The organism is Bacillus sp. OV166 (assembly GCF_900177675.1).
Lineage (GTDB): Bacteria > Bacillota > Bacilli > Bacillales > Cytobacillaceae > Neobacillus.
In genome coordinates, this window is the sequence record NZ_FXWM01000001.1 from 3,591,284 (window position 1) to 3,614,526 (window position 23,243).

22 protein-coding genes are annotated in these 23,243 nt (G+C 35.4%); 7 read left to right on the top strand and 15 right to left on the bottom strand.

Going from position 1 to position 23,243, the window contains the following annotated elements; translation table 11 throughout:
* Positions 1 to 289 precede the first annotated feature (289 nt).
* From CCK98_RS17445 to CCK98_RS17455, 3 genes are all read left to right on the top strand, one after another.
* Positions 290 to 916 (top strand): metal-dependent hydrolase, encoded by a 627-nt coding sequence (locus CCK98_RS17445; protein WP_088087721.1) that lies wholly within the window; start codon positions 290 to 292, stop codon positions 914 to 916.
* A gap of 230 nt (positions 917 to 1,146) precedes the next feature.
* On the top strand, positions 1,147 to 2,034 hold the full coding sequence (locus tag CCK98_RS17450; protein ID WP_088087722.1) for a permease: 888 nt from the start codon (positions 1,147 to 1,149) through the stop codon (positions 2,032 to 2,034).
* A gap of 12 nt (positions 2,035 to 2,046) precedes the next feature.
* Positions 2,047 to 2,895 (top strand): TIGR03943 family protein, encoded by an 849-nt coding sequence (locus CCK98_RS17455; RefSeq protein ID WP_088087723.1) that lies wholly within the window; start codon positions 2,047 to 2,049, stop codon positions 2,893 to 2,895.
* Between the two features lie 103 nt (positions 2,896 to 2,998).
* On the opposite strand, the gene CCK98_RS17460 is transcribed toward CCK98_RS17455, so the two are convergent.
* Positions 2,999 to 3,937, bottom strand: a complete 939-nt coding sequence (locus CCK98_RS17460; protein WP_088087724.1) for a metal ABC transporter substrate-binding protein — start codon at positions 3,935 to 3,937, stop codon at positions 2,999 to 3,001.
* A 225-nt stretch (positions 3,938 to 4,162) separates the two neighbouring features.
* On the opposite strand from CCK98_RS17460, the gene CCK98_RS17465 reads away from it, so the two are divergent.
* Together CCK98_RS17465 and CCK98_RS17470 are read left to right on the top strand one after the other, a co-directional pair.
* A complete protein-coding gene (locus tag CCK98_RS17465; RefSeq protein ID WP_088087725.1) occupies positions 4,163 to 5,170 on the top strand; it encodes a permease in 1,008 nt (335 codons plus the stop codon).
* Between the two features lie 11 nt (positions 5,171 to 5,181).
* Positions 5,182 to 6,120 carry a TIGR03943 family protein gene (locus CCK98_RS17470; protein WP_088087726.1) on the top strand — a complete coding sequence of 313 codons (939 nt, stop codon included), beginning with the start codon at positions 5,182 to 5,184 and terminating at the stop codon, positions 6,118 to 6,120.
* Positions 6,121 to 6,193: 73 nt separating this feature from the next.
* Here CCK98_RS17470 and CCK98_RS17475 read toward each other — a convergent pair whose 3' ends face one another.
* The 14 genes from CCK98_RS17475 to CCK98_RS17545 all read right to left on the bottom strand — a co-directional run bounded on the left by CCK98_RS17475 (position 6,194) and on the right by CCK98_RS17545 (position 21,068).
* Positions 6,194 to 6,532: a YmaF family protein gene (locus tag CCK98_RS17475; protein ID WP_088087727.1), complete on the bottom strand. Its 339-nt coding sequence runs from the start codon at positions 6,530 to 6,532 to the stop codon at positions 6,194 to 6,196.
* Positions 6,533 to 7,576: 1,044 nt separating this feature from the next.
* Positions 7,577 to 8,743 (bottom strand): glycosyltransferase, encoded by a 1,167-nt coding sequence (locus tag CCK98_RS17485; protein WP_373408497.1) that lies wholly within the window; start codon positions 8,741 to 8,743, stop codon positions 7,577 to 7,579.
* A 6-nt stretch (positions 8,744 to 8,749) separates the two neighbouring features.
* Complete coding sequence (locus tag CCK98_RS17490; protein ID WP_088087729.1) at positions 8,750 to 9,508, bottom strand: glycosyltransferase family 2 protein; 759 nt, start codon at positions 9,506 to 9,508, stop codon at positions 8,750 to 8,752.
* Between the two features lie 11 nt (positions 9,509 to 9,519).
* Positions 9,520 to 10,206, bottom strand: a complete 687-nt coding sequence (locus CCK98_RS17495; protein WP_088087730.1) for a hypothetical protein — start codon at positions 10,204 to 10,206, stop codon at positions 9,520 to 9,522.
* 14 nt (positions 10,207 to 10,220) lie between these two features.
* On the bottom strand, positions 10,221 to 11,537 hold the full coding sequence (locus CCK98_RS17500) for an O-antigen ligase (protein ID WP_088087731.1): 1,317 nt from the start codon (positions 11,535 to 11,537) through the stop codon (positions 10,221 to 10,223).
* A 24-nt stretch (positions 11,538 to 11,561) separates the two neighbouring features.
* Positions 11,562 to 12,506: an NAD-dependent epimerase/dehydratase family protein gene (locus tag CCK98_RS17505; RefSeq protein WP_088087732.1), complete on the bottom strand. Its 945-nt coding sequence runs from the start codon at positions 12,504 to 12,506 to the stop codon at positions 11,562 to 11,564.
* Positions 12,507 to 12,517: 11 nt separating this feature from the next.
* Positions 12,518 to 13,861, bottom strand: a complete 1,344-nt coding sequence (locus tag CCK98_RS17510) for a UDP-glucose/GDP-mannose dehydrogenase family protein (protein WP_306298949.1) — start codon at positions 13,859 to 13,861, stop codon at positions 12,518 to 12,520.
* A gap of 31 nt (positions 13,862 to 13,892) precedes the next feature.
* A complete protein-coding gene (locus CCK98_RS17515; RefSeq protein ID WP_088087734.1) occupies positions 13,893 to 15,086 on the bottom strand; it encodes a glycosyltransferase in 1,194 nt (397 codons plus the stop codon).
* Positions 15,086 to 16,546 carry an MOP flippase family protein gene (locus CCK98_RS17520; RefSeq protein ID WP_088087735.1) on the bottom strand — a complete coding sequence of 487 codons (1,461 nt, stop codon included), beginning with the start codon at positions 16,544 to 16,546 and terminating at the stop codon, positions 15,086 to 15,088. The genes CCK98_RS17515 and CCK98_RS17520 overlap by 1 nt, the downstream gene beginning before the upstream one ends.
* 18 nt (positions 16,547 to 16,564) lie before the next feature.
* A complete protein-coding gene (locus CCK98_RS17525; protein ID WP_088087736.1) occupies positions 16,565 to 17,224 on the bottom strand; it encodes a sugar transferase in 660 nt (219 codons plus the stop codon).
* 295 nt (positions 17,225 to 17,519) lie between these two features.
* Positions 17,520 to 18,830, bottom strand: coding sequence for a hemolysin family protein (locus CCK98_RS17530; protein WP_088087737.1), 1,311 nt, complete (start codon positions 18,828 to 18,830; stop codon positions 17,520 to 17,522).
* 89 nt (positions 18,831 to 18,919) lie between these two features.
* A complete protein-coding gene (locus tag CCK98_RS17535) occupies positions 18,920 to 19,333 on the bottom strand; it encodes a MerR family transcriptional regulator (RefSeq protein ID WP_088087738.1) in 414 nt (137 codons plus the stop codon).
* 95 nt (positions 19,334 to 19,428) lie between these two features.
* Positions 19,429 to 20,169 carry a type I methionyl aminopeptidase gene (gene map, locus CCK98_RS17540; protein WP_088087739.1) on the bottom strand — a complete coding sequence of 247 codons (741 nt, stop codon included), beginning with the start codon at positions 20,167 to 20,169 and terminating at the stop codon, positions 19,429 to 19,431.
* Positions 20,170 to 20,318: 149 nt separating this feature from the next.
* Complete coding sequence (locus tag CCK98_RS17545) at positions 20,319 to 21,068, bottom strand: hypothetical protein (protein ID WP_142292175.1); 750 nt, start codon at positions 21,066 to 21,068, stop codon at positions 20,319 to 20,321.
* Between the two features lie 213 nt (positions 21,069 to 21,281).
* Here CCK98_RS17545 and CCK98_RS17550 point away from each other — a divergent pair, with 213 nt between their 5' ends.
* Positions 21,282 to 22,637, top strand: a complete 1,356-nt coding sequence (locus tag CCK98_RS17550) for a D-serine ammonia-lyase (protein WP_373408498.1) — start codon at positions 21,282 to 21,284, stop codon at positions 22,635 to 22,637.
* Positions 22,638 to 23,243: a VanZ family protein gene (locus CCK98_RS17555; protein WP_088087741.1), complete on the top strand. Its 606-nt coding sequence runs from the start codon at positions 22,638 to 22,640 to the stop codon at positions 23,241 to 23,243.

Consider the following 23,243-nt stretch of genomic DNA (forward strand, 5'->3'; position numbering starts at 1 on the left):
TATTTTTTATCGCTTCTTTTATTTTATCTTCTGCAATTCTTGAAAATAGGTCCATGACAAGTCCCCCTTTTTATTTTTATTTTACCCTATGTAAATGTTATACGGAATGACAAAACAAACAACAACATGATTCGATTTTTATCTGATTGATAAAAAGACTCTAATCAAAATATATTTTGCTTAAAACAAATTCAACTTCCCTCTAAACAGAACAAATGTTTTATAGTATATTAAATATGTTGTGGTGTTTTGTAAAATACCATAAATAACATATAGAGGTGAAATAAAAGTGAACGGAACGGCACATGCAGCAATAGGAGCAGCAACAGGTTTTATAGTTGCGAACACTTTCCATACCTCCCCTTCAACCACACTCTTTCTAGTCGGATTAGGTGGTATTTCAGGCTTAATCCCCGATCTCGATATAGACGGGAAGCTTCGGGGCAAAATCACCTTATCTCATAAGGTGATTCGAATAGTGGGACAGTTAATTGGAATACTGATGGTCTTTTATAGTTTTTATGAAGGAACTACTCGAGAGAAGTGGATTGGTTTAGGAATTGGAATGGGGTTGATGATTGCAGCCTCATTGATCAAGCAAAAGCACATGTTAACGATCACAGGAATCGGTGTAATTGCAGGTGGATTCTCCTTAACAGAAATTTGGTTAATACTGCTTGGGATTTATATCTTAATCGCGTCTCTAGTATCACACCGAAGCTATACCCATTCCATATTAGGGGTTGTTTTCTTCGGAATTATTGCTTCTAAATTAGAAAGATCCCTAGGAATTGACGGCGTTTTCTACACCTGTCTTGCTGGATACATAAGTCATTTGATTGCAGATTTTAAAATCTTACCGTTCAATAAACGGGGGATTAAGCTTTTTTTACCTGTTTCATCGAAAGAAATTTAATAAAGTAGCATTAAATTTTTTTCGTATATCAGGTTATTTAGTAATAATTATATTTTGAAGAAAGTACCCATGCCTTTCATTGTGTTCGCCAGATATTTATGGTTGACCTTTTTTAGTACTTAAATTACTCATGGCTAATAAATATAACTTATTCCAGATTTTTCGTTAGACGAACTAATAGAATAAGAGTATAGTAGTCTCCATGAGTCTTGGATTATAGGAGGCCTTTTATGTTTGGTATATCCTTACCGCAATCTTTTTTACAGATGAATACCATTTTTATTTCGATCTTAATTGAAGCCCTGCCATTCGTGACATTAGGTGTACTAATTTCAGGGATCATTCAAATATTTGTAACCGAGGAAATGATTGCAAAAATCATGCCTAAAAATAAAGTACTAGCTGTAATCTTTGCTAGTTTCTTAGGTATTCTATTCCCTTCATGTGAATGTGGGATTGTGCCTATCGTTAGCAGGCTTGTTTCAAAAGGAGTTCCGATTTCAGCGGGGATTGCATTTATGCTGACAGCTCCGATCATCAATCCAGTTGTCTTATTTGCAACTTTTATTGCATTCGGAAGTGACTGGAAGATGGCGTTATACCGTGCGTTGGGAGCAATCATTGTAGCTATTGTAGTAGGGATTTTGATCGCTTTTCGATATAAAGGGAGCCCTTTTAAAGAGCATTTCCATATTCACCATTCTGATGGAAAATCGACCCCATTTTTCAAAAAGATCTGGTTGACCTTGGAACATGCTGTTGAAGAATTTTTCTCCATGGGTAAATATTTAATTATCGGGTCACTAATTGCCGCAGCCGTTCAAACATATATTAAGACATCGACTCTTGTTTCGATTGGTCAGGGACAAGCATCATCTTCCATCGTGATGATGACTCTCTCTTTTATTCTTTCTCTTTGCTCCGAAGCAGATGCATTTATCGCTTCATCTTTTAGAACGACATTTTCAACTGGTTCATTATTAGCGTTTCTTGTGTTTGGGCCAATGGTGGATATAAAAAATTTAATGATGATGCTTGCAACGTTTAAAAAGCGGCTAGTTTTTATGATTGTTTCTACCGTTTTCGCTGTTGTATTTGTATACTCTTTGTTGTTTTAAGGAGTGGGAACTATGATAAGAAGCTTAATATTAATTGGTTTTACTTATTTAATCTTTCAAATGCATCTTACAGGGGATATTAATAAATATATCAACATGAAATATTCTTATCTTTCTGCAACTGCTGGTTATGCGTTACTTGTATTAACGATTGTCCAAATCTTTATGCTCAGTAAAGGCGAGTCAAAAGATGCTGGCTGTGATCATGATCATTGTGGGCATAATCATTCAAAAGAGAATAAATGGTATAAAAAAGTTTTCATATATCCAATTTTCGCCTTTCCAATTATTTCAGGATTATTTTTTCCAATTGCAACACTTGATTCAAATATTGTAAAAGCAAAAGGATTTCATTTTCCCATTTACGATGAAGGAAAAGGCGATTCCTTTATGCAACAGCAATTTTTGCGACCAGATACAAGTGTGTATTATGGGAAAGAAGATTATGATGTGTTAATGAAAAAGGAAAAGAAAAAGTATGTAAATAAAGAAACGATTGTCTTGAATGATAAGAATTATTTAAAAGGTATGGAAACTATTTATAACTTCCCTGGTGATTTTCTTGGAAAAGAAATCGAGTTTAAAGGTTTTGTTTTCAATGATTCAGAAACAATAAATAAGAACCAGATATTTGTGTTCCGCTTTGGTGTGATCCATTGTATTGCAGATTCAGGTGTCTTCGGAATGTTAGTTGAAATGCCTGATGGCAAGAAATTTAAAAACGATGAATGGGTAACTGTAAAAGGAAAAATATCAACAATCTATTATCAACCTTTTAAAACAAACATTCCCTATTTAAAGGTAGAAGATTGGTCGACTACTTCTGCTCCTAAAGAAGAGTATGTTTTTAGAGGATATTAAAAGAGCCACCGAATTCGGTGGCTCTTTCTACTTGAAAACCTGAATTCAGAACGACAACTTGAATTCAGGTTTGACCTTTTTGTGATTTTTCGTTCGAGGAATATTACTCTAAAATAGATGGTTTTAGTGCCTCAAGATTGTTTTTCATAACATCAATAAAGTCTAAACCTTTTTCTTGCTCTTCTTTAGTTAATCCTTCTAATGGATTTAAAACTTCAGTTGTAGCACCTATTTCATTAGCTAATGTCTGAGCCACTTTAGAAGAAGTAAGTCCCTCAAAATAAATTACCTTTACATTTTTCTTCTTCGTTACTTCTGCTAATTCCTTCAATTTCCCTAGGGTTGGTTCTACATCTGGGGATAATCCAGCTATCGGAATTTGAGTTAACCCGTATTGTTTTGCTAAATATCCAAATGCTGCATGTTGTGTTACAAATTCTTTTTTCTTCGCCTTATCAATTGTCTCCTTGTACAAGTGATCTAAATCAGCAAGTTGGGATTTAAAATTCTCTGCATTCCTTTCATACTGATTTTTATTGTTTGAATCTAGCTTTTCAATTGCTTTAGCAATTGTGTCGACCTCTTGCTGGGCTAACACGGGTGAAAGCCAAACATGGGGGTCTTTTGAAGATGCATGATCAGAATGATGTTCCTCCTCTGATTCTAATGCATTCATCAATTCAATCCCTTTTGAAGCTTCTACAACAGTTAAATTTGAATCATTAATACTCTTTAATACTTTTTCAGTCCAGCTTTCAAAGTATCGGCTATTGTATATAAACATATCTGCATCTTGAATTTTTGCCATATCTTTTGCAGTTGGCTCCCAGTCATGTGGTTCTGCACCGTTCGGAATTAATAACTCAACATTTGCTGAATTGCCAGCCACTTTTTGGGTAAAATAATACATTGGATAAAACGTGGTGACAATTTGTAATTTTTTTGTACCTCCACTACCTTTTTCTCCTTTTGTCTGAACGGCATTGGAACAGCCGCTTATCATCATAAGAAAAATAATTAAAGCGCATATAAGTCTTTTCATGATCTTTTTTCCTCTCCATACTAGTTTTTAATTAGGAATTATTACGATTTAAAACGAATAATTATTCCATATAATATTAGTTTATTAGATTTAACAAATCGTAATCGTTACGAATTGTATCTTATAACGATTCATTATTTATGTCAATATGAAATTTAATGAAATATTCTCAGATAAGTGCATATCAATATGAATGGGATGATAGATTTGAGGAGGTAATTTGCTATGGCCTATTTAAATAAGCTGCTAAAGGATATCATTTGTATTCTATTATTTGGTTTATTCTTGATTCTCTTTCTTTTTGCTGAGGAAATTAAAAATATCTCTTTTTTTAATAGAATCCCAAGTTCTTTTTTTAATATCAATACGATTTTCCTGAGTATTATTTTAGAAGCTATTCCTTTTATTTTGTTAGGAGTATTTGTATCAGCCATTATTCAATCATTTGTATCTGAAAATGCAATTCGAAAGATGTTACCTCGTAATGCCTATTTAGCCGTCATACCCGCTGCATTGCTGGGAATAATCTTTCCCATTTGTGAATGTGCCATCGTTCCTGTGGTTCGCAGGTTAATAAAGAAAGGCATGCCATCCCACGTAGGCGTTGTGTTTATGCTTAGTGCTCCGATCTTAAACCCTGTCGTCTATGCGTCTACCTACTTCGCTTTTAAGAGTACACCCTATATTGCCAATGCCAGGATGGTTATAGGATTTATTAGTTCAATCATTATTGGATTAATCATTTACCGACGATTTAAGGGGGAAAATATTCTTAAAACAGTTAATGATGGTCCTCATGATGACCATCATCACCACCATACAAAAGGAAATAAACTTTTAGAAACCTTATATCATGCAAGTGATGAATTATTTGATACTGGAAAATATTTATTCATAGGAGCCTTCCTTGCAAGTTTATTTCAGACTTTTTTAGATCGCAATGTTCTCTTATCCATTGGGACAAGCACAAACTTAGAACCAGTGGTTATGATGGGGTTTGGCTATGTCCTTTCGGTGTGTTCTTCAGCGGATGCCTTTGTTGCTTCTTCATTCGGTTCTACCTTTACGGAAGGATCAATCCTTGCTTTTCTAGTCTTCGGCCCAATGATTGATATTAAAAACACTTTAATGTTGTTCGGGTATTTTAAGAAACGGTTTGTACTTTTCTTACTAATAGTAACTCCAGTTGTCGTCTATTTGTCCGTCTATATATTTCAGCTATTTTTTATTTAGGAGATGCTTTTATGAAGAAGACAAATGAAGTCTATAATTTCTCCTTCCATCACCTTATTAGGGGAATCATATTAATTGGATTTATGTTGCTTCTATTTAAATTACTTCTAACCGGTAATATTACACTTCTGATTGCACCGAAAATGATTCGTTTTCTTTACTTTACTTTATTTGTCTTACTTATTCTGGGTGTTCTTTTGGTTATCCGAGGAACTTCGGATCATAAACATTCTTATCATTGTGATTGTGACGGGAATCATTCTTATCCTACTTCAACAGGTAAAAGTCTATTCCTTTATTTATTATTTGTTATTCCTATAAGCACGGGCTTTCTTTTTGCAAACAATGTGCTGGATAGCTCCGTGGCGATGAACAGAACCATTAAACTTGGATCAAATTCTCAAGATACAAATCAAATCAAGACGGTTAAAAACAATAATAAACCGGAAAAATTAAATTCTACAAATGATAAGAATAAATCGAATTCCACGTCAAATACCAATGACTATCTCGATAATCAACCTGAGCCATTAACAGTAAAGGAATACGACAATTTAAAAAATGACTTGTTAAAGTCAAAGATAATAAATATTAATGATCAGCTTTATGTTCCAATGATGAGTATCATCCAAGATAATCTACCAAGTATGATTGGTAAAACGGTTTCAACAAAAGGATTTGTTTATAGGGAAAAGAATTTCATGCAAAATCAAATCATAGTTGCGCGATTTGGAATTTCTTGTTGTGTTGCAGATGCTTCAGTCTATGGAATTATGGCAAGTGGTAATTTAGCAGCCTTACCGAAAGATAAATGGGTACAAGTAACTGGTTTAATTGGGCAAACCCAATATGATGGTGGTACGATCCCTATGATAAAAATAAAGCAGATTTCAAAAATTGCTGCTCCAAAGCAGCCTTATGTATTTGATGTTGGAGTGAAGATTGATTAAACACAAAAAAAAGAGACTCACTGTCTCTTTTTTTTGTTGAGAATAATTAATAATAAAAAATTTCCAGTGATTTTTATTTATTTCCTGGTGCAGGTTGGTCCACACCTCTTATATGGTGCTTATGCCCATCATTTTCTGTAGTATAAAAATCATAATGATGTACATGCATTCCATTTCCTACCGGAATAGCTGGACCGGAATATGCCTTATAATAATGGGTATGGCCATTTTCGAAAACAACATATCCCTCTGTAAAATGAATATGGTTTTGATCCTGAGTCTGGATTGGAGGCGAAGTAACATCTAAACACTGATGGACATGACCTGCAGCCACAGAAGTATAATCAACCGAACCATGATTATGGTTAGCCACAAACCCCTGAACAAAATCATCTTTACTTACCTTACTCACGTCCTCACCTCAGTTAATTTTTTGGGCTAATTTCGTTGTTTTATAGATTTTGTGCACGATTTACTAGTTGCTCGGTTAGCGATTCAGATCTTCCTGCGAATGATTCTGGAGCATCTAACATCTGATTAAACTTGTCGTTATATACATGAACTGGAAGTTGCGGCTGATTTTGTATGATGAACCTCCTTTGCTGCTTTATTACTAATGATATTTACTTAATACTAGGAATATGTTTTGGACAACCAAAAACAAGATTTTATTTTTTAGACTTCAGCGGATTTATGGAAAAACAGGTACAAACCTAAAGCCTGTCTTAGTTGTTATACATATACACTGCTGACATGGCTCTTGTTCCTTCGCTTCAAAAAAGTCTTACCGAAAACTGTCCCTACTAAGGTAACTGGTTTGTCACTCCCTTCTTATCATCCTCTTAAGCCAAGTTCAATGAAACATGGTTCTGAGGAGGAACGTTCAAGGTTTATGCGCAACGTCCTACTATTTGTATTTGCTGTCCGTGTCAGCCTCTTTGTCGCTTCGTTTCTGGGCATTCCAGTCCCGCTTATGGCTGTTATTGGTTCGCTTGTCTTTTAAGATGGAGATGGGCTTATTTACATTTTAAATAAGATTCTCATTACTTTACAAAAGATTAACATGGAATCCATTATTTCTTCGTATTAACAGCATAAAATGTAACTATAGCGATACCTATTCAATAGCTCTTCTTATAAGTACATTTTCTGACTAGGAGGAAGTTGCATGTATAGTTTTCTAAATTTTCTGTTCTTAATGTATATCTCGGTTGCCTTTATAAGAATTTTTTATTACTCTTTCTTTAAAACAAAATCGAATAAACATTGATTGCTACACCCAATCATTATCCATCAACTTATCCACAAAGTTATCTATTCATTTCATGTCCTTCCCCTAAAATTACGCACCTGTGCCTATGTAGACTCTGTATATTTCCAACGGACTAATAAACACAAAAAATAAGGAAACCCTTTTGGGTCTCCTACAATGGAAATAAACTAGGTTTGTTCTAATCTAAACTAATTGGAACATATCCTCAAATACTTCGTTCCAATTTTTTGTTTTAGCAAGTGTCTTACGTCTAAGGATATAGTTTTCGTGATTTTTGATGCTCTCTAAATGTTCACATGCACTGATAAATTGGCTAGAATCATTGGTATCTAAAAGAGCATATACAGACTGCTCAGCATATTTTTTAGTAGATGGCAAATGCATGCCAATTACAGACTTCCCCGCTGCTAAAAATTCAAATAACTTTAATGGAAAGACCGCTTGGTTATACCGAGATGACTTGTAGGGCATAATTCCAATATCTATTAAGTTCATATATTTTGGAACCTCGGAAGGAGCGACACTTCCAGTCCATAAAACATTCCGCTCAGTTAATAAATTTTTAAATTTAGGATGATCATTGGTACCATCTGGACCCACAAACAGAAAAATCCACTCACGCTTTTTTTGTGCTACTTCCTGGATCAAATCAAAATCCAGCTTAGGTTTAATTCCCCCGATAAAGCCTAAAACCGTTCCGTCAAAATGATCAGGTAGAATATGATCCATTTTTGTCGGATAGTTTGCAAACCTATCAAATTCCACCCCATTTTCAAAGGTAAACACCTTTTCTTCAGTACCTAATTTTTCTATGATTCTTGTACGTAAATAATCAGAGGTACAAAAAATCACATCTGCCCTATTAATAATCCGCTCTTCTGCAATTGATATGATATTTTTTCTAAAATTGGATAGGATAGAGTTTTTCCCATTAATAGGAGAGGTCCATAAATCACTGCAATCATAAACCACTTTATTCCAAGAAAAAAGGTTAGAAAGTGTTGGGAATCCAGGAAAGGTATACCATAAATTAACAGTATACCTTTCCTTAGCTTTTTTTAAATATAATAGTAATGGCTGCAATTTTATTTTATGAAATGCATCGATATAGCGGCCAAACCGAAACACTTTTTGTGGAAACAAATCTTGGATGGTCCACTGATATATTCCATTTGATAATCTTTTATTGTGCTTTTCTTTTTGGTTTGGTGTTGGACATAACCAGATTACTTCCTTTGTTTCAGGTTGATTTTGCAAATATTCTGCAAGCCGATGTCTACGATACCGAAGTTGATCTTGATCCCACTCACCTGTTGCCACAATGATATGTATGCTTTTCATTTGTCCCATCCCTTTCTAGATCCTTTTAACAACCGCATGCAAGGCATAATGAGAAAAACACCAAAATGCTTTTATAAAGTTTAGCTTTTCAACCTTGCGATACACAAACCAATTCATTTTTGCAGCTTTCCACTTGTTTCTCGAAATGGAAGGATTTCCTATCCGGTACTCGGCCAAATTTTCATTTAACCCGTATGCAATAATGCCCTTTTTTAAAATGGCAAGCCAGGTGGCTAAATCCTGTCGTGTTCGTATGTTAGGCATTTGAATTTGACCGACAATGCTTCGATCAATCATTACTGTCAAACATCCTATTATAGTATTCTTTAACATATCATTGTACGAAACCTGCTTGGGAGCTCCTATCCGTTTGTTCAATTGTACTCCTTCATTTGATACAAATTCGTAGCCTGTAAACGTAAAAGCATAATCGTTTGTTTGCATAAAATTAAGCTGTTTTTCCAATTTTTCTGGTTTCCAGCAATCATCACTATCAAGAAATGCCACAAATCTGCCCTTTGCATGCTGCAAAGCAATGTTTCTTGCAACAGCAGCCCCACTATTCTGATTTAAATAAATAACATGTATTCTTTCATCTATTTTTTCATAGAATTTTAATTTATCTGGTGTATCGTCAGTAGAACAATCATCTACAATAACCAATTCCCAGTTTTGAAAGGTTTGCTTTCGAACTGAATCAATTGTATTTTCTATAAACAAATTGGCATTATATGAAGGTGTTATAATTGAGATCAGTGGCTGCTGTGGACCCATAAAAAAACCTCCTATTCATATGACCCTTCCCGGAAAATTACGGGGAAAACTATCCAGAAAAAGCCTAGTGTTACGCCCAATAACACCCCTAAAACCGCTCTCTCTTTTGAGTTGAAGGCTCTATTTTCAGTATTACTTGCATTTTCATCTGCTTTTTTTATTAATAAAGCCGGTTTAATTTCATCTAGAGCTGTCTTCTGTTCATATAAGAATCGCTGATCTACTAATGCCTCTGGACCTACTTTTTCATTGTTTAATGATTCAATAGATTCCTGAATGATTTTCTGTTTTTGTTGGAACTTAGCTTGGTCATTGGCCATAAAGGCGCTTATGATTTCGTTAAGAACCTTAGCAGCGCTTTCTTTCGAATGATCGGAATACGAAAGTGTTATCATGTTATCCGTTCCTGCTGTTACATTTAATTTCGTACTTATTTCGTCATACTTTTCTTCCCATAGATCCGCAAAATGTTCTTTATAAAATCGGGCGCTAGTTAACAAAATAATGACACTTTTAGGATTATTTAACTCTGGGTATTTGTAGTTTCCAAGGGTAAGGGATGCTTCTACTGTATAACTTGATTCCTCTTTTCCTACCGGCAGCCACCACCCCATCACTCCAAGCAAAACGGTTGTTGCTAATATTATTAGGATGTATTTGTTCATTCTGTCTTTTAAAGCTTGAATCATTTGTCCCATTTGAACCTTGCTCCTTAATAGGAATTTTCCACATTGTGTTGATTTTTCTTGCCTGTCAATACCGAAACAATAGAAATAACTAATCCAAGAAATACCCAATGAAAATATAAGTTACTAACGGAACTTGGACTGATACTTGAAACTAGAAATCCAATAGAGCCCATCATACACGCTTCAAGTAACCCTTTATGGTTCCGGTTGGTACATTCTTTATAAAATTTATAGAGACTTACGAAAAGATAAGCATACATGGTTACATAACCAAGCAAAATTATTACTCCAAAATTACCCATTATTTCGGCCAGCCAATTATGCACTTCTACCACATGATTTGTTGCATAGATGGACTCGTTTTTTAAATAGAATGGGATATTGCCAGCACCAACCCCAAATCCAAATGTTTCTAATGAAAAGTGAAGGGTATTTCTCAGTAAATTTAATCTCGCTAAATTAGATGGAAGCAGTTCATTACTTGGATAAAAGGTTGCAGCGCTAAACAAACGCTCAAACATATTGATAAACCTGCCGAAAAATACGATTACACAAAATAGGAAAACTGTTGAACCGATAATGGCTGCCACTTTCTTTAAAAATCTCGGAAGAAGGATAAACATATAAACGATTAAGCCGATCATGACTCCAAGCAAACTAGCGCGTGATTCCGTCAAATAGATCAAATACACGCATAAAATCGAAAGTATACAACTTGTTGTTTTCAAAAATACTAGTTTACTATTTTTTGTTAAAGATAGATAAAAAAAGAATGATATGGTAAGAAACGTGGCAAAATCATTTTGATTAAAGAAAACAGATGTTGGATATGACAACTTATACTCAGAGCCTCCGTATAAAGTTGATGTAGGCAGCTGGATGTGTGCAAAATGATTTATTAATCCAATCACCAATAAAATGGCTGTCATAAACATCCAAATTCCATAAAACAGAACCAAATTGATCATTTTCCTGAAAGTAAAAACTGCCAGAAAAACAAATGATATTCCCATACCCAAAAGAATTAATGACTTAATGCCTTCTATTATGGACTTTGCCCATAGTAGTGAAACCGCTCCATAGGCCATCCAAAACAATAGAAAAAAGAGAACACCTTTTACATGTACCTCATTCCAATATTGCGGAAGATTCTTTTCCTTCATAGCTTGAAAGATAAAGAGAATAACCGCAGCTATCAGGAACAAGCGATACAAAAATAAACTAAAAAATCCAATATGAATGTGTAAAACCGATTGATTCAGAAAAGTTGTCATGACAAAAATGTACATAACGCAAGCTGATACATCTGTTGCCTGTTTAACTAGTGGATTACTTTGCATCAAACTTCCTTCTCCTTTTTCACATTAACTATTTACTAGCTGCAATTGATAAGCTTTGTTTGAGAACTGGAGAGTCTCTTGTAATCCTTCGAATAGTGTCATAGAGGGCTCCCAATTCAGTATTGTTTTTGTTTCTTCATTGGCAAGAATACTATGACGTATATCGCCTGAACGCTCCTGTTTATAGATTGGAGATAAATTCGAACCAGTAGCTTCTTTCATCGTTTCGAACAATTCATTGATGGAAATGCATGATCCTGATGACACATGGACATTAATATTTTCCTTTGCATTAAGCGCCTTTACATTTGCAGATGCCACATCTTTAACAAAAATAAAATCCCTCGTTTGCTCTCCATCTCCATATATAACGGGTGCTCTATTCTCAGTAAGTTGATTTGAAAAAATAGCTACTACTCCACCTTCACCCTTTGAGTCTTGTCTTGGACCATATACATTGCTGTAGCGCAAAATACTATATGGCAGTTGATACAGTTTACTCGACATTTTCAAATAATTTTCAACTGATAACTTTGTAAGACCATATGGTGACTCAGGCTGCGTTGGGTGAGCGATCGTCAGAGGCAATTCCATAGGGTTTCCATATACAGCTGCGGATGAAGCAAAAACAACTCTTTTCACCTTTGATTTAATCGCAGCTTTAATAATGTGAAGAGATCCCCTAATATTTACTTTTTCATCAAATAGAATGTCCCTGACAGACTCTGCCACACTTACTTGTGCGGCTTGATGGATAATATAATCTGGACATAGGGAAACAATTAATTCAATAACACTTGGATCGGTAATGTCGTAATTAATGACTTCAATAGGTAAATGCTCGATGTTTTCTCTTCGACCAGTTGAAAAATTATCAATAACCGAAACTTTGAAATCTTTTCGAAGCAATTCCTCTACTATATGGGAGCCAATAAACCCTGCGCCGCCTGTGACAATCACTTTACTCATCAAAAACCCTCCTATATTACCTTTGATATGACTGATTCCGATTGAATAGCTGGTCTCCCAATCGAAAGGTACGTAAATCCAAGACCTTTCATCATCTCTAAATCAAAGAGATTCCGCCCATCAACAATCAGAGGCTGCTTCATTAATTGTTTGACTAATGGTAAATCCAATTTTTTTACGTCCATCCAGTCTGTTAAGATCATACACGCATCTGAATCATTGATAGTTTCATATATATCTTCTGAATAGATGCACTGGTAACCGATCTGTTTTTTTGCTTCTACAATCGCGATTGGATCATATGCCTTAACGATCGCACCCTGCTCTGTTAAGTAAGGAATAATATCCATTGCTGGAGAAGACCTAATATCATCTGTATCAGGCTTAAACGCTAATCCAAGAACACTTATTGTTTTCCCTTTCAAAGAACCTAATTTAAGTAACAATTTATTCACTAATTGCACCCTTTGCCCTTCGTTTGTTTCAATAACCGCTTTGATTAATTTAAAATCGTATCCACAATCCTCGGCAATATGCAGAAGTGCAGCGGTATCTTTTGGGAAACAGGAACCGCCAAATCCAACGCCTGCCTGTAAAAATTTATTACCAATCCGGCTATCTAAGCCAATTCCAGTGGATACTTTTGTTACGTCAGCACCGACACGTTCGCAAATATTAGCTATATCATTGATAAATGAAATCTTAGTAGCCAAAAAAGCATTGGCAGCATATTTAATTATTTCCGCCGTTTCTAAAGAGGCTTTCACAATATTTGCTGTAAACGGTTGATGTATTTCCGAAATTATTTGAAAAGCTTTTTCGCTTTTGGCCCCAATTACTGCACGCTCCATATTCATCGTATCCTGAATAGCTGTCCCTTCTCTTAAAAATTCAGGATTTGAAACAACATCAAAAGGTTGTTTTTCCTTGTTGAATTCATGAACAATAGTTTCAATTAATTTTCCAGTTCCAACGGGTACCGTACTTTTTGTGACAATCACCTTGTAATTATTTAAATTTTCACCAATGGATTTAGCGACTTGTTTTACATAGGTTAAGTCCGCTTTGCCTGATGATGTCATTGGGGTACCAACTGCAATAAAAATTACCTCAGCATCTCGAATCTCTTGACTTATATTAGCGCTAAAATTTAGCGTTCCCTTCCGTACATTTTTGTGGACCAGCTCTTTTAATCCAGGCTCATAAATAGGCATGATCCCCCGTATGAGGTCATTTATTTTCAGTTGATCAATATCACAGCAAGTAACTTGGTTTCCTGATTCAGCAAAACATGTGCCTGATACGAGACCAACATATCCAGTTCCAATGACAGCAATTTTTTTCATCTTTATCAATCCTCCTGATGATTTTTACTTGAAGAAAAGACTATTTAGTTACATAAATAGATTCTATCGTCCGTGTATAGACATCATTTAGCAATGCTCCATTGTGATCGGCATGATAGTTTTTTTGTATATTTTCATACAGTTGATCCTGAACCTCAGGAGTATATAGATTCCTACTTAGGATATCGTTAATACGATTTACTAGGCTTGATACCGACTTACTTTTTATTAAAAGTGGACAATGCTCCCCAAATAAATCCGGAACACCTCCTACTGCTGTACATATCACTGGTGTTTTCAAGGCTAATGCTTCAATGACTACAGTTGGCATCCCTTCTGTGTAAGACGGGAGGGCCAATACATCACTAGCAAACAAATAATCTTTTACACTTTCATTTTCAACCTGCCCTGTTAAGTACAATCTGCTATTAAAATCAGAATGCTGAAGTAATTTTTCTTTAGCGGGCCCATCTCCAACAAACACAAGGGCTACATCATTAGAAAGCCATCCAAGTGAATGAGCGAGTTCAAAAACACCTTTTGCTTTTGTTAACCTTCCTACAAAAACAACAATCTTCTTGTATTCTGGAAGGTTAAGACGTCTTCTTAGTTGAGTTTTGGTTTCGGTTGTTTGTTGAAATTTTGATAGATCAATCCCTATGGGGAGAACTATACTATCCCTACCTGCTAATTCTTTTGCCCTCTTTTTAAGACTCTCACCCACTGCTATTACTTGATTTGCCGCCTGTACAGTTTGTTTGAATGCTTTTTTTGCACTAGCACTAAAATTGGGATAAATATTTACATCACTACCATGTAACGTTAGTACCCAGGGCAGCTTTTTTTGTTCAGCAACAATTCTCGTTGCCCCTCCAGACGGCATGGCAAAATGTGCGTGAATTAAATCGGCCTCTATCTGATAATCCGACATTGTTTTTAATATGGAAGCTGCAATTCGTTTATCTGGCTGGGCCCATCTTAGTTGGCCAGGAAGAGCTAAATAGGACGGGCGATAGACCGTCACTCCTTTTCGGAGATACTGAAAAGGAATACCCTGATTAGCCCGATATTTCTTTCGCGCGTATCTGATCAAAACGGGATTCCGCGGTACAGGACAAATCACTGTAACCTCCACTCCTAGTCGTATCAATGCTTGAACCTGAGTCTCATGAAATACACCAAGACCAGGTTTTTCGTCACTAGGATATACACTTGTAATCCATAAAATCTTCATTAGGATTGCCCTCTTATTTGTTTTTTTACGATACTCAAGAAAAAATGGGGATACATCTTATACAAAAGCAAAATATAGACGACCGCACTTACGCCCACCGAAAAAATTAGTGGCCAAATGCTGGTTTGAGAAAAATAAAAGACAGAAATTTCTTTCATACAAAAGGCGATTGCTGTTATGAGCAAAGATAATAGGAATGGAATAGAAATGGTTTTCAGGTATTGCCGAAAACGCAGCTGTATCAACCAGTTTAAGAACCATCTCCCCACTAAGAAATTCACCAGGCTTACCCCTGCATAGGTCCAAGCTACAATTTCCAATTTATTCGTCATGACCGCTAGCCATAAAGAAACACCATAGAAAATAAGAACGCAGGCATCCCAATAAAATGCAAGATTGGCTTTTCCTTTTGCTAAAATTACAGATCCATTTGGATTCATTAAAACCCTTAGAATGCCTACGACTGCCATAATTTGCAAAACAGGAACAGCTTCCAGCCACTTCTGTCCAAAAATAGTTTGGATTAAAACATTTGACACCGCAGTCAAACCCATCAAGATGGGAAAAGAAACTAGACTTAAAAGCCTTGTCATGTGTAAGAATCCATCAGTTAATTCAACTTGATTTTGATGACTTTTCGAAAAAACCGGAAAAGCTACTCTTGTAATAATCGGATTGATCTTTAATACCGGAATGGTTACGATTTGATAGGCAAGATTATAAATACCAAGTGCCTCAGCACCCATAAATCGGCCAATTAATATAACATCAAGATTGGAGCCAATTCGATTAACTAACCGTGACGCTAATTGGAATGCCCCGAATGTCATGTATTCTTTGCATTCTGACATATCAAATACCAAAGATGGACGCCATTTCTTTTGATAACTAATATAATAAAGAATGCCTTTTAACGAATTCAGGACAACTTGTGAAATGACAAATGCATAAATCGGACGAATTGTAAACATGAGAATAACCAATGTTAAAAAGGAGATCAACGTAGTCCCCACTTCAATTGCCCCCAGCAAATTAAAACGTAATTCTTTTTGCAACAAATATTGGCATTGCTGACCGATTGGAGCGATTAAAAACATCAGCGCCAATATACGAATCAGCTCGCTTAATTCACTTCGTTGAAAATACATCGCAATCAGTGGGCTACATAGAAATAAGAGAACAAACAAGCCCAAACCAACCCCCACATTGAGCCAAAACAGAGTTGACAACACACGAGATGAAACCTTTTCTTTTTGAATCACGGCTGAACCAAAGCCTAAATCTAGCACTATTTGAGCAAACACAACTATGGTTGTAATCATTCCTACTAGCCCAAATTCGGATATACTCATTAGTTTTCCAAGTAATGCAAACTGGATGATTTGAATAGATGAAATCATAAGTGTAGAAATTCCAGTCCACTTTACTCCTTTATGTAGTTGGTTTCTGATGTCTGACATATACATTCCCTGCCTTTTTTATCGTGCTCCATCTCCTGTGAAAATGACTTTAAATGTCTTCAAAATAATCTTTAGTTCAAGAGAGAATGTTAGATTTTGTATGTACAACAAGTCATATTTAAGTTTTTCTCTTGGAGAAATATCATAACCCCCACTAACCTGGGCAAGTCCTGTTAGGCCTGGTTTAACAAGCAAACGATTTTCAAAACCTTTTATCTCTTTATTAAATTGTGCTGTAAAAACAGGTCTTTCGGGCCTTGGACCAACAATTGACATATCCCCTTTTAAAACCGATATCAATTGAGGAAGCTCATCAATGCGCGTTTTTCGTATAAAAGCCCCAACTTTTGTTATACGAGGGTCATTTACCACTGCCCACTTGGCCCCCTCTTTTTCAGCATCATTCCTCATGGATCGTAACTTTACCATCTTGAAACGTTTTCCATTCTTCCCCATCCTCTCCTGAACATAAAATGGTGAACCTGGTGTTTCAAGGACGATGAGGGCAGCAAATATAACAACGATTGGCAGTGCGATAAGAAACCCAGTGGATGCAAGAAAAATATCATACACTCTTTTTAAATAGAGGTAATGTTCCACATTCTTTGATAAAGTGAGATTTGATTCTGGGACCGTCAAATAATCTTGGTAGATATTGTAGCTTTTTTCAGTACTCACAAATGTACCACCCCATAAGATTTATTAATAAAGTGCTTTGCTAATCCATACGTAAAGTATAGGTACAAAACTTGAAGTTGCTGTTGAGTACTGGTGAAGAGTTTGTAAAATATTTAGAATATTTATTAAGTTTCTAAATACTTTGTAAAGATTTTTACAAAGTATAGGCAGATATAACGATATAATGAAAAAAACTGACACATTAGGATTTGGACTTTTCCTTTTTGTGTCAGTTTCTTAGATTCTTATAGGGTTACAAAAAAACTCCCTCTTATCTAGACAAGAGGGAGTTAGTTTAAGCAATCGATTCTTGCTTGGCAATTTTTAAAATTTCTAATGATTTAATATGGTAGCCATCGATTTCAAGGACTTTAAATTCATAATCATCATATCTAACTTTATCGCCTTCGACGACATCCATTTTTTCTGATAAGATCCATCCACCGATGGTATCCATATCTGAATCGTCAAGGTCTAAACCGAATAAATCATTAATTTCATCAATAAGGACTTTACCCTCAACGATGGTTTTATTTTCACTAATTTTATTAATTTCAGGGACTTCATCCGCATCAAACTCATCACGGATTTCACCAACAATTTCTTCTAAAATATCTTCGACAGTGACTAATCCTGCTGTACCGCCATATTCATCCATTAAGATGGCCATATGAACACGGTCTTTTTGCATTTTCAGGAGCAAATCATGGATTGGGATCGATTCAATAACCTGGATAACTGGGCGAACATACTCTTGAATCGATGTTTCAACATTTTTGCCTTTAATATATTCGGTAAAAACCTCTTTCATATTTACCATACCAACGATGTTATCCTTCTCACCATCGATGACCGGATACCTTGTATAATTTTCTTCCGTCACGATTTGAAGACATTCATTTAAAGATTGTGAGATATCAAAAGCAATAATTTCAGTGCGAGGTACCATAATTTCATTGGCGTTTCGATCATCAAATTCGAAAATATTGTTCACATATTTATATTCAGATTGATTAATCTCCCCGCTCTTATAGCTTTCGGAAATGATTAATTGAAGTTCTTCCTCTGAGTGTGCTACTTCATGTTCTGATGCAGGTTTCAGTCCAAAAATTCCGACAATGAAACGAGCAGAACCATTTAGTGCTTTAATAAATGGATACATTATTTTATAAAAGAGAATCATCGGTCGTGCAAAAATCAAAGTGACCTGTTCCGCTTTTTGTATGGCAAACGTCTTTGGTGCAAGCTCCCCGACAACTACGTGAATAAAAGTTACTGATGCAAACGCTAATATAAATGAAGTAATACCTGATATAGATTCTGGCATGTTAAAGTAACTTAACAACGGATGAAGGATAAGTTCCACCGTTGGTTCTCCTAACCACCCAAGCCCTAAAGCTGTAACGGTAATTCCTAATTGACATGCAGATAAATATTCATCAAGATTAGTAACAATCGTTTTTGCCGCGATCGCGTTCTTGTTCCCTTCGCTAACGAGCTGATCAATACGTGTACCGCGGATTTTAACAATAGCAAATTCATATGCTACAAAAAATGCTGTAAATGCAATTAAAATTGCTATTATTAGTAGATTACTAATTATCAATGGTCTCCTTACTTAATAGATAAGTAAGGAATACACCTCCTGTTTTTTTACGAGATTAATTATTTTCTATCAAAATAATAAATTAAAACTTAGCTAAGCAATAATAATAATGTTTGAGCCAATGTAACGCCTTCTGATGATAATTTATTAACAAGTGATTCTTTTTGCTGGTTGTTTAATTTTTGAAGAATAGGTTCCATGACATTTATTTCTTCTTTCAGATGCTGCATAATACTAGCAATCTGTTCAACATGTTTTTCTACTTTTTGTTTATCAATTGTATTGTCTGACTTAATCAATTCAATGGAAGACTTTATTTCCTCAAGGGGCATATTCAAATTTTTATAATGTTCAACCATATTTAAAATTTGAAGACACTCCTCATTGTACAATCGATAATTAGAATCCGTCCGAATAGGGTTAAGTAAGCCTATTTGGGTGTAATAATCAATTGTCCGTTTGGAAATATTCTTTAATTTTGCTATTTCACCAATTCGATACAACTCCCCAAATTACTCACCCCTTCCCAGTTTAATGTTAAATTAAATATACCATAGATCAAACCGTACAGTCAACGTTCCGGTTTGATCTATGGTTATCATCGTGTTAATATGACTGGTCCGTTTTTAGTTATGATAAGTGTATGTTCGTACTGAGCGACAAAGCTTCTTTCTGTAACAAAGGTCCAGCCGTCCTCTAGTTGAAATACTTCTTCATCATGGGTGGAGATAAATGGTTCAAATGCAATAACCATGCCTTCTCTAAGCAATCCATTGTCAGAGGTTTCATTATAATTATAAATATATTCAGGTTTTTCATGGATGGTTCGTCCAATACCGTGTCCTGTAAGATTTTTAATCACGGTTAATCCATGATTTCTAGCCGTTTGGAAAACGACTTTACCCATCCCGTTTATTTTGGAACCTGGTTTTGCTTTTTTAAGACCAGCTTCAAATGCCTCTTTTGCAACGTCGCAAATTTTCAATAAGATTTCCTCACCTTTTCCAACGACAATCGAGACGCCTGTGTCTGCAAAATAACCGTTCTTGGAACCAGAAACATCTATATTAACAAGATCTCCTTCTTGAATCACTCGATCACTAGGAATTCCATGAGCCACTTCTTCGTTGACACTAATACACGTAAACCCGGGAAAATCGTACTCCCCCTTTGGAGCAGAAATGGCACCCTCCTTCTCAAATAACTGACCAGCTATATCATCGAGCTCTTTAGTAGTTACCCCAGGTACCGCTCGTTGCACTAATTCATCGCGAATCCCGGCAACGATTCTGCCAATTTCTTTCAATCCATTAAAATCCTCTTCCGTCTTTGCAATCATGCTTTTTCCCACCTAAATTATTTTATCTTAATAAACGTTCACCTATTAGATTGTACATTTATCCTCAGATAAAATCCAAGCATAATAATTTCATGAAGTTTAAAACAACAAAAAACAGAGTTACCCAATGTAACACTGTTTTTTATCCATCATAATAATTTTACTTTTTTGATAAAATTTATTTCATTTAGAAATTTTTCAAAAATTTCTTTGTAGGTGGAATTAATTAAAAGTGGAAAGAGGTTTTCTAGTGCTTCTTGGTATTCTTGACCTAACGCTTCCCGGAGAAAAACATATTCATGAAAGAGCAGTGCTTTTTCAAAATCAATACCTAATTCATGTAAGCCTTTATATAAGTCCTTCTTAGGTATACGTAAGATCTTCTTAAATATTTTAATATTTTTTTCAATGAATTTCTCTTCTATATACCGTGTTACATAGTCTGTATACACCATCTGACCAATAGTATTTGTTTCATTTTTTGAGAAGTTGAATCCAATCACACGATCTTCCTTATTTTCACGAATAATAAACGTTTTACTACCTCGTAAATGTGTAATAAAATTTTTGACGCTTTTATCAAAAATTTTATCAAATTGAATAATTTTTTGCAGTTTAACGGCAAAATCAGTATGTTCTTCACCCACAACAAATAGCCGGTCAACAATCGGTAAAAGCTTTAAGACTCCCTCGGAAAGTTGACTTGATGCATCATAAATAATGATATCATACTCGTTTTTCATTAACTTCACTTTTCGTTTTTGTTCGATTAAAGTTAATTTCGAAAATTCGTGGATGAGCTCATTTGAAGTCTCTTCTTTTTCTAAAGTCCCGTAAGAAATGAATGCTGCAGCTATATTTGTATTTAATTTAAGCCAATTATAAATGGATAAAGACAATTCAGTTACACCTGATTTTGCTTTTGGAGAGTAAAAGCCAACTAAATACATGTCCCTCACATGCCTTTTATTTAAATCATATGCAAGAAGAAAACAAGTGTTAAAGACAAGCGACTACTATACAATTAATAACGTAGAAAAATATTCTTGTGATAAAATTTATATATTCTAAAAAAGAGCTTTATTATATTCCAAAAAGACAGAGGTATCCTAATGAAGAACATGAAGAACATGATTAACAAAGAAATACAAACATGGCTCGATAGCAAAAAACTCCCATTATTAGAAAAACTCAAATCATTAGATGAAGTATTTTGGGTGAATCCTACCCTTGAAAATTCTCAGCGAGGAATCGAAAAATCTCCGCTGACTTTAGAGGAGATTAAAGATGCTGAAGAAAGATTAAATCGTTTTGCTCCCTATCTCGCTAAGGTTTTCCCGGAAACAAAAGCAGCTAATGGGATCATTGAATCTCCATTAGTGAGCATACCATCTATGCAGCAAAAATTAGCCCAGGATTACGGACAGCCTATCTTAGGTGATTTATTACTAAAGTGTGATAGTCACCTGCCAATCTCTGGATCAATTAAAGCGCGAGGCGGTATTTATGAAATACTCAAACATGCAGAAGAATTGGCTCTTTCACATCAATTGCTTACCATCCAAGATGATTATTCGATTCTAGCAAGTGAAAAATTCCGATCCTTCTTTTCCCTTTATTCTATTGCCGTCGGTTCTACTGGAAATTCAGGGCTAAGTATTGGTATCATCAGTGCTAAATTAGGATTTAAGGTAACAGTTCATATGTCCGCGGACGCAAAACAATGGAAAAAGGACTTGCTTTGCAGCAAAAATGTGCAGGTAATTGAATATGAAGCCGATTACAGCAAAGCTGTCGAGCAAGGACGAATCCAAGCAAAAGCAGATCCTAGATGTTATTTCGTGGATGATGAAAATTCAAGTGATTTATTCCTAGGATACGCGGTGGCCGCTTCCCGCTTAAAGAAGCAGTTAGAACAATTAGAGTACACCGTCGATGAAAATCATCCTTTATTCGTTTACCTGCCATGTGGGGTTGGCGGTGGTCCCGGAGGCGTAGCATTTGGATTGAAGCAATTGTTTAAAGATAACATACACTGTTTCTTTGCTGAACCCACCCATTCTCCTTGTATGTTACTCGGAATAATGACGGGATTACATGATCAAATATCTGTCCAAGATGTTGGGATTGATAATGTGACAGATGCAGATGGACTTGCTGTCGGTAGACCCTCGGGATTTGTCGGCAAAATAATTGAACCCTTCTTAAGTGGAAGTTATACAATATGCGACGAACAATTATACAAATTGCTCAAGGATCTTGTCGATACTGAAGAAATTCATTTAGAGCCTTCTGCACTCGCAGGCATGATTGGACCGGTTTTCTTATTTAGAGAGGGAATTGATTACTTACGAGACCATAATTTATTGGATAAAATGAGCAATGCTGCACATATCGTTTGGGCAACTGGCGGAAGCATGGTTCCTGCAGAAATGATGGCAGAATATTATCAAAAAGGATCAAAATAATTGAGAAAAACATTATTTATTTCAACGATGATTTCTTTTGTTATATTTATTCTTTTTTCACCTGTTTTTATTCGACTAGTTTCATATTTACACCCAATCGTTTTAGTAGTGGTCCTGTTATGTATTGTTTGGTTGGTCATAGGGTTGGTTTTATTTATCCGGAAAGAAACAATCAATCTTCCCTACCCACTGTTTTTGGTAGGGTTAACTCTCTACTCGGTTGCACTTGTGATTTTGTTATTTTTCCGACCGAACGAGCAAAGCTATAACTCAATGAATCTTGTCCCCTTTTCCACAGTTACATTTTATTTGTCAGGAAAGGTAAACTGGTTAATTTCCTTTTATAATTTGGCTGCTAATATTGGTTTGTTCATCCCCTACGGCCTTTTCCTTAGGTTTAAACGTTTCTCTCAATGGAAGGCAATATTTATTGCTTCACTGATCATTGCTTGCATTGAGGTTTTTCAATTTGTTTCCCATCGCGGGAGCTTGGACATAGACGATTTGATTTTAAATTTACTTGGAATTTATCTTGGCTGCGTTCTCTTTCCTTTGGTTCAACAAGTAGTGAATATCCCGAATACTAAAGGACCCATCGATAGATGA

Coding starts and splice junctions, on each gene's coding strand:
- CCK98_RS17450 (WP_088087722.1), top strand. CDS start 1,147: ATGTTTGGTATATCCTTACCGCAATCTTTTTTACAGATGAATACCATT.
- CCK98_RS17485 (WP_373408497.1), bottom strand. CDS start 8,743: ATGGGACAAATGAAAAGCATACATATCATTGTGGCAACAGGTGAGTGG.
- CCK98_RS17455 (WP_088087723.1), top strand. CDS start 2,047: ATGATAAGAAGCTTAATATTAATTGGTTTTACTTATTTAATCTTTCAA.
- CCK98_RS17520 (WP_088087735.1), bottom strand. CDS start 16,546: ATGTCAGACATCAGAAACCAACTACATAAAGGAGTAAAGTGGACTGGA.
- CCK98_RS17515 (WP_088087734.1), bottom strand. CDS start 15,086: ATGAAGATTTTATGGATTACAAGTGTATATCCTAGTGACGAAAAACCT.
- CCK98_RS17490 (WP_088087729.1), bottom strand. CDS start 9,508: ATGGGTCCACAGCAGCCACTGATCTCAATTATAACACCTTCATATAAT.
- map (WP_088087739.1), bottom strand. CDS start 20,169: ATGATTGCAAAGACGGAAGAGGATTTTAATGGATTGAAAGAAATTGGC.
- CCK98_RS17495 (WP_088087730.1), bottom strand. CDS start 10,206: ATGGGACAAATGATTCAAGCTTTAAAAGACAGAATGAACAAATACATC.
- CCK98_RS17460 (WP_088087724.1), bottom strand. CDS start 3,937: ATGAAAAGACTTATATGCGCTTTAATTATTTTTCTTATGATGATAAGC.
- CCK98_RS17505 (WP_088087732.1), bottom strand. CDS start 12,506: ATGAGTAAAGTGATTGTCACAGGCGGCGCAGGGTTTATTGGCTCCCAT.
- CCK98_RS17470 (WP_088087726.1), top strand. CDS start 5,182: ATGAAGAAGACAAATGAAGTCTATAATTTCTCCTTCCATCACCTTATT.
- CCK98_RS17500 (WP_088087731.1), bottom strand. CDS start 11,537: ATGCAAAGTAATCCACTAGTTAAACAGGCAACAGATGTATCAGCTTGC.
- CCK98_RS17465 (WP_088087725.1), top strand. CDS start 4,163: ATGGCCTATTTAAATAAGCTGCTAAAGGATATCATTTGTATTCTATTA.
- CCK98_RS17550 (WP_373408498.1), top strand. CDS start 21,282: ATGAAGAACATGAAGAACATGATTAACAAAGAAATACAAACATGGCTC.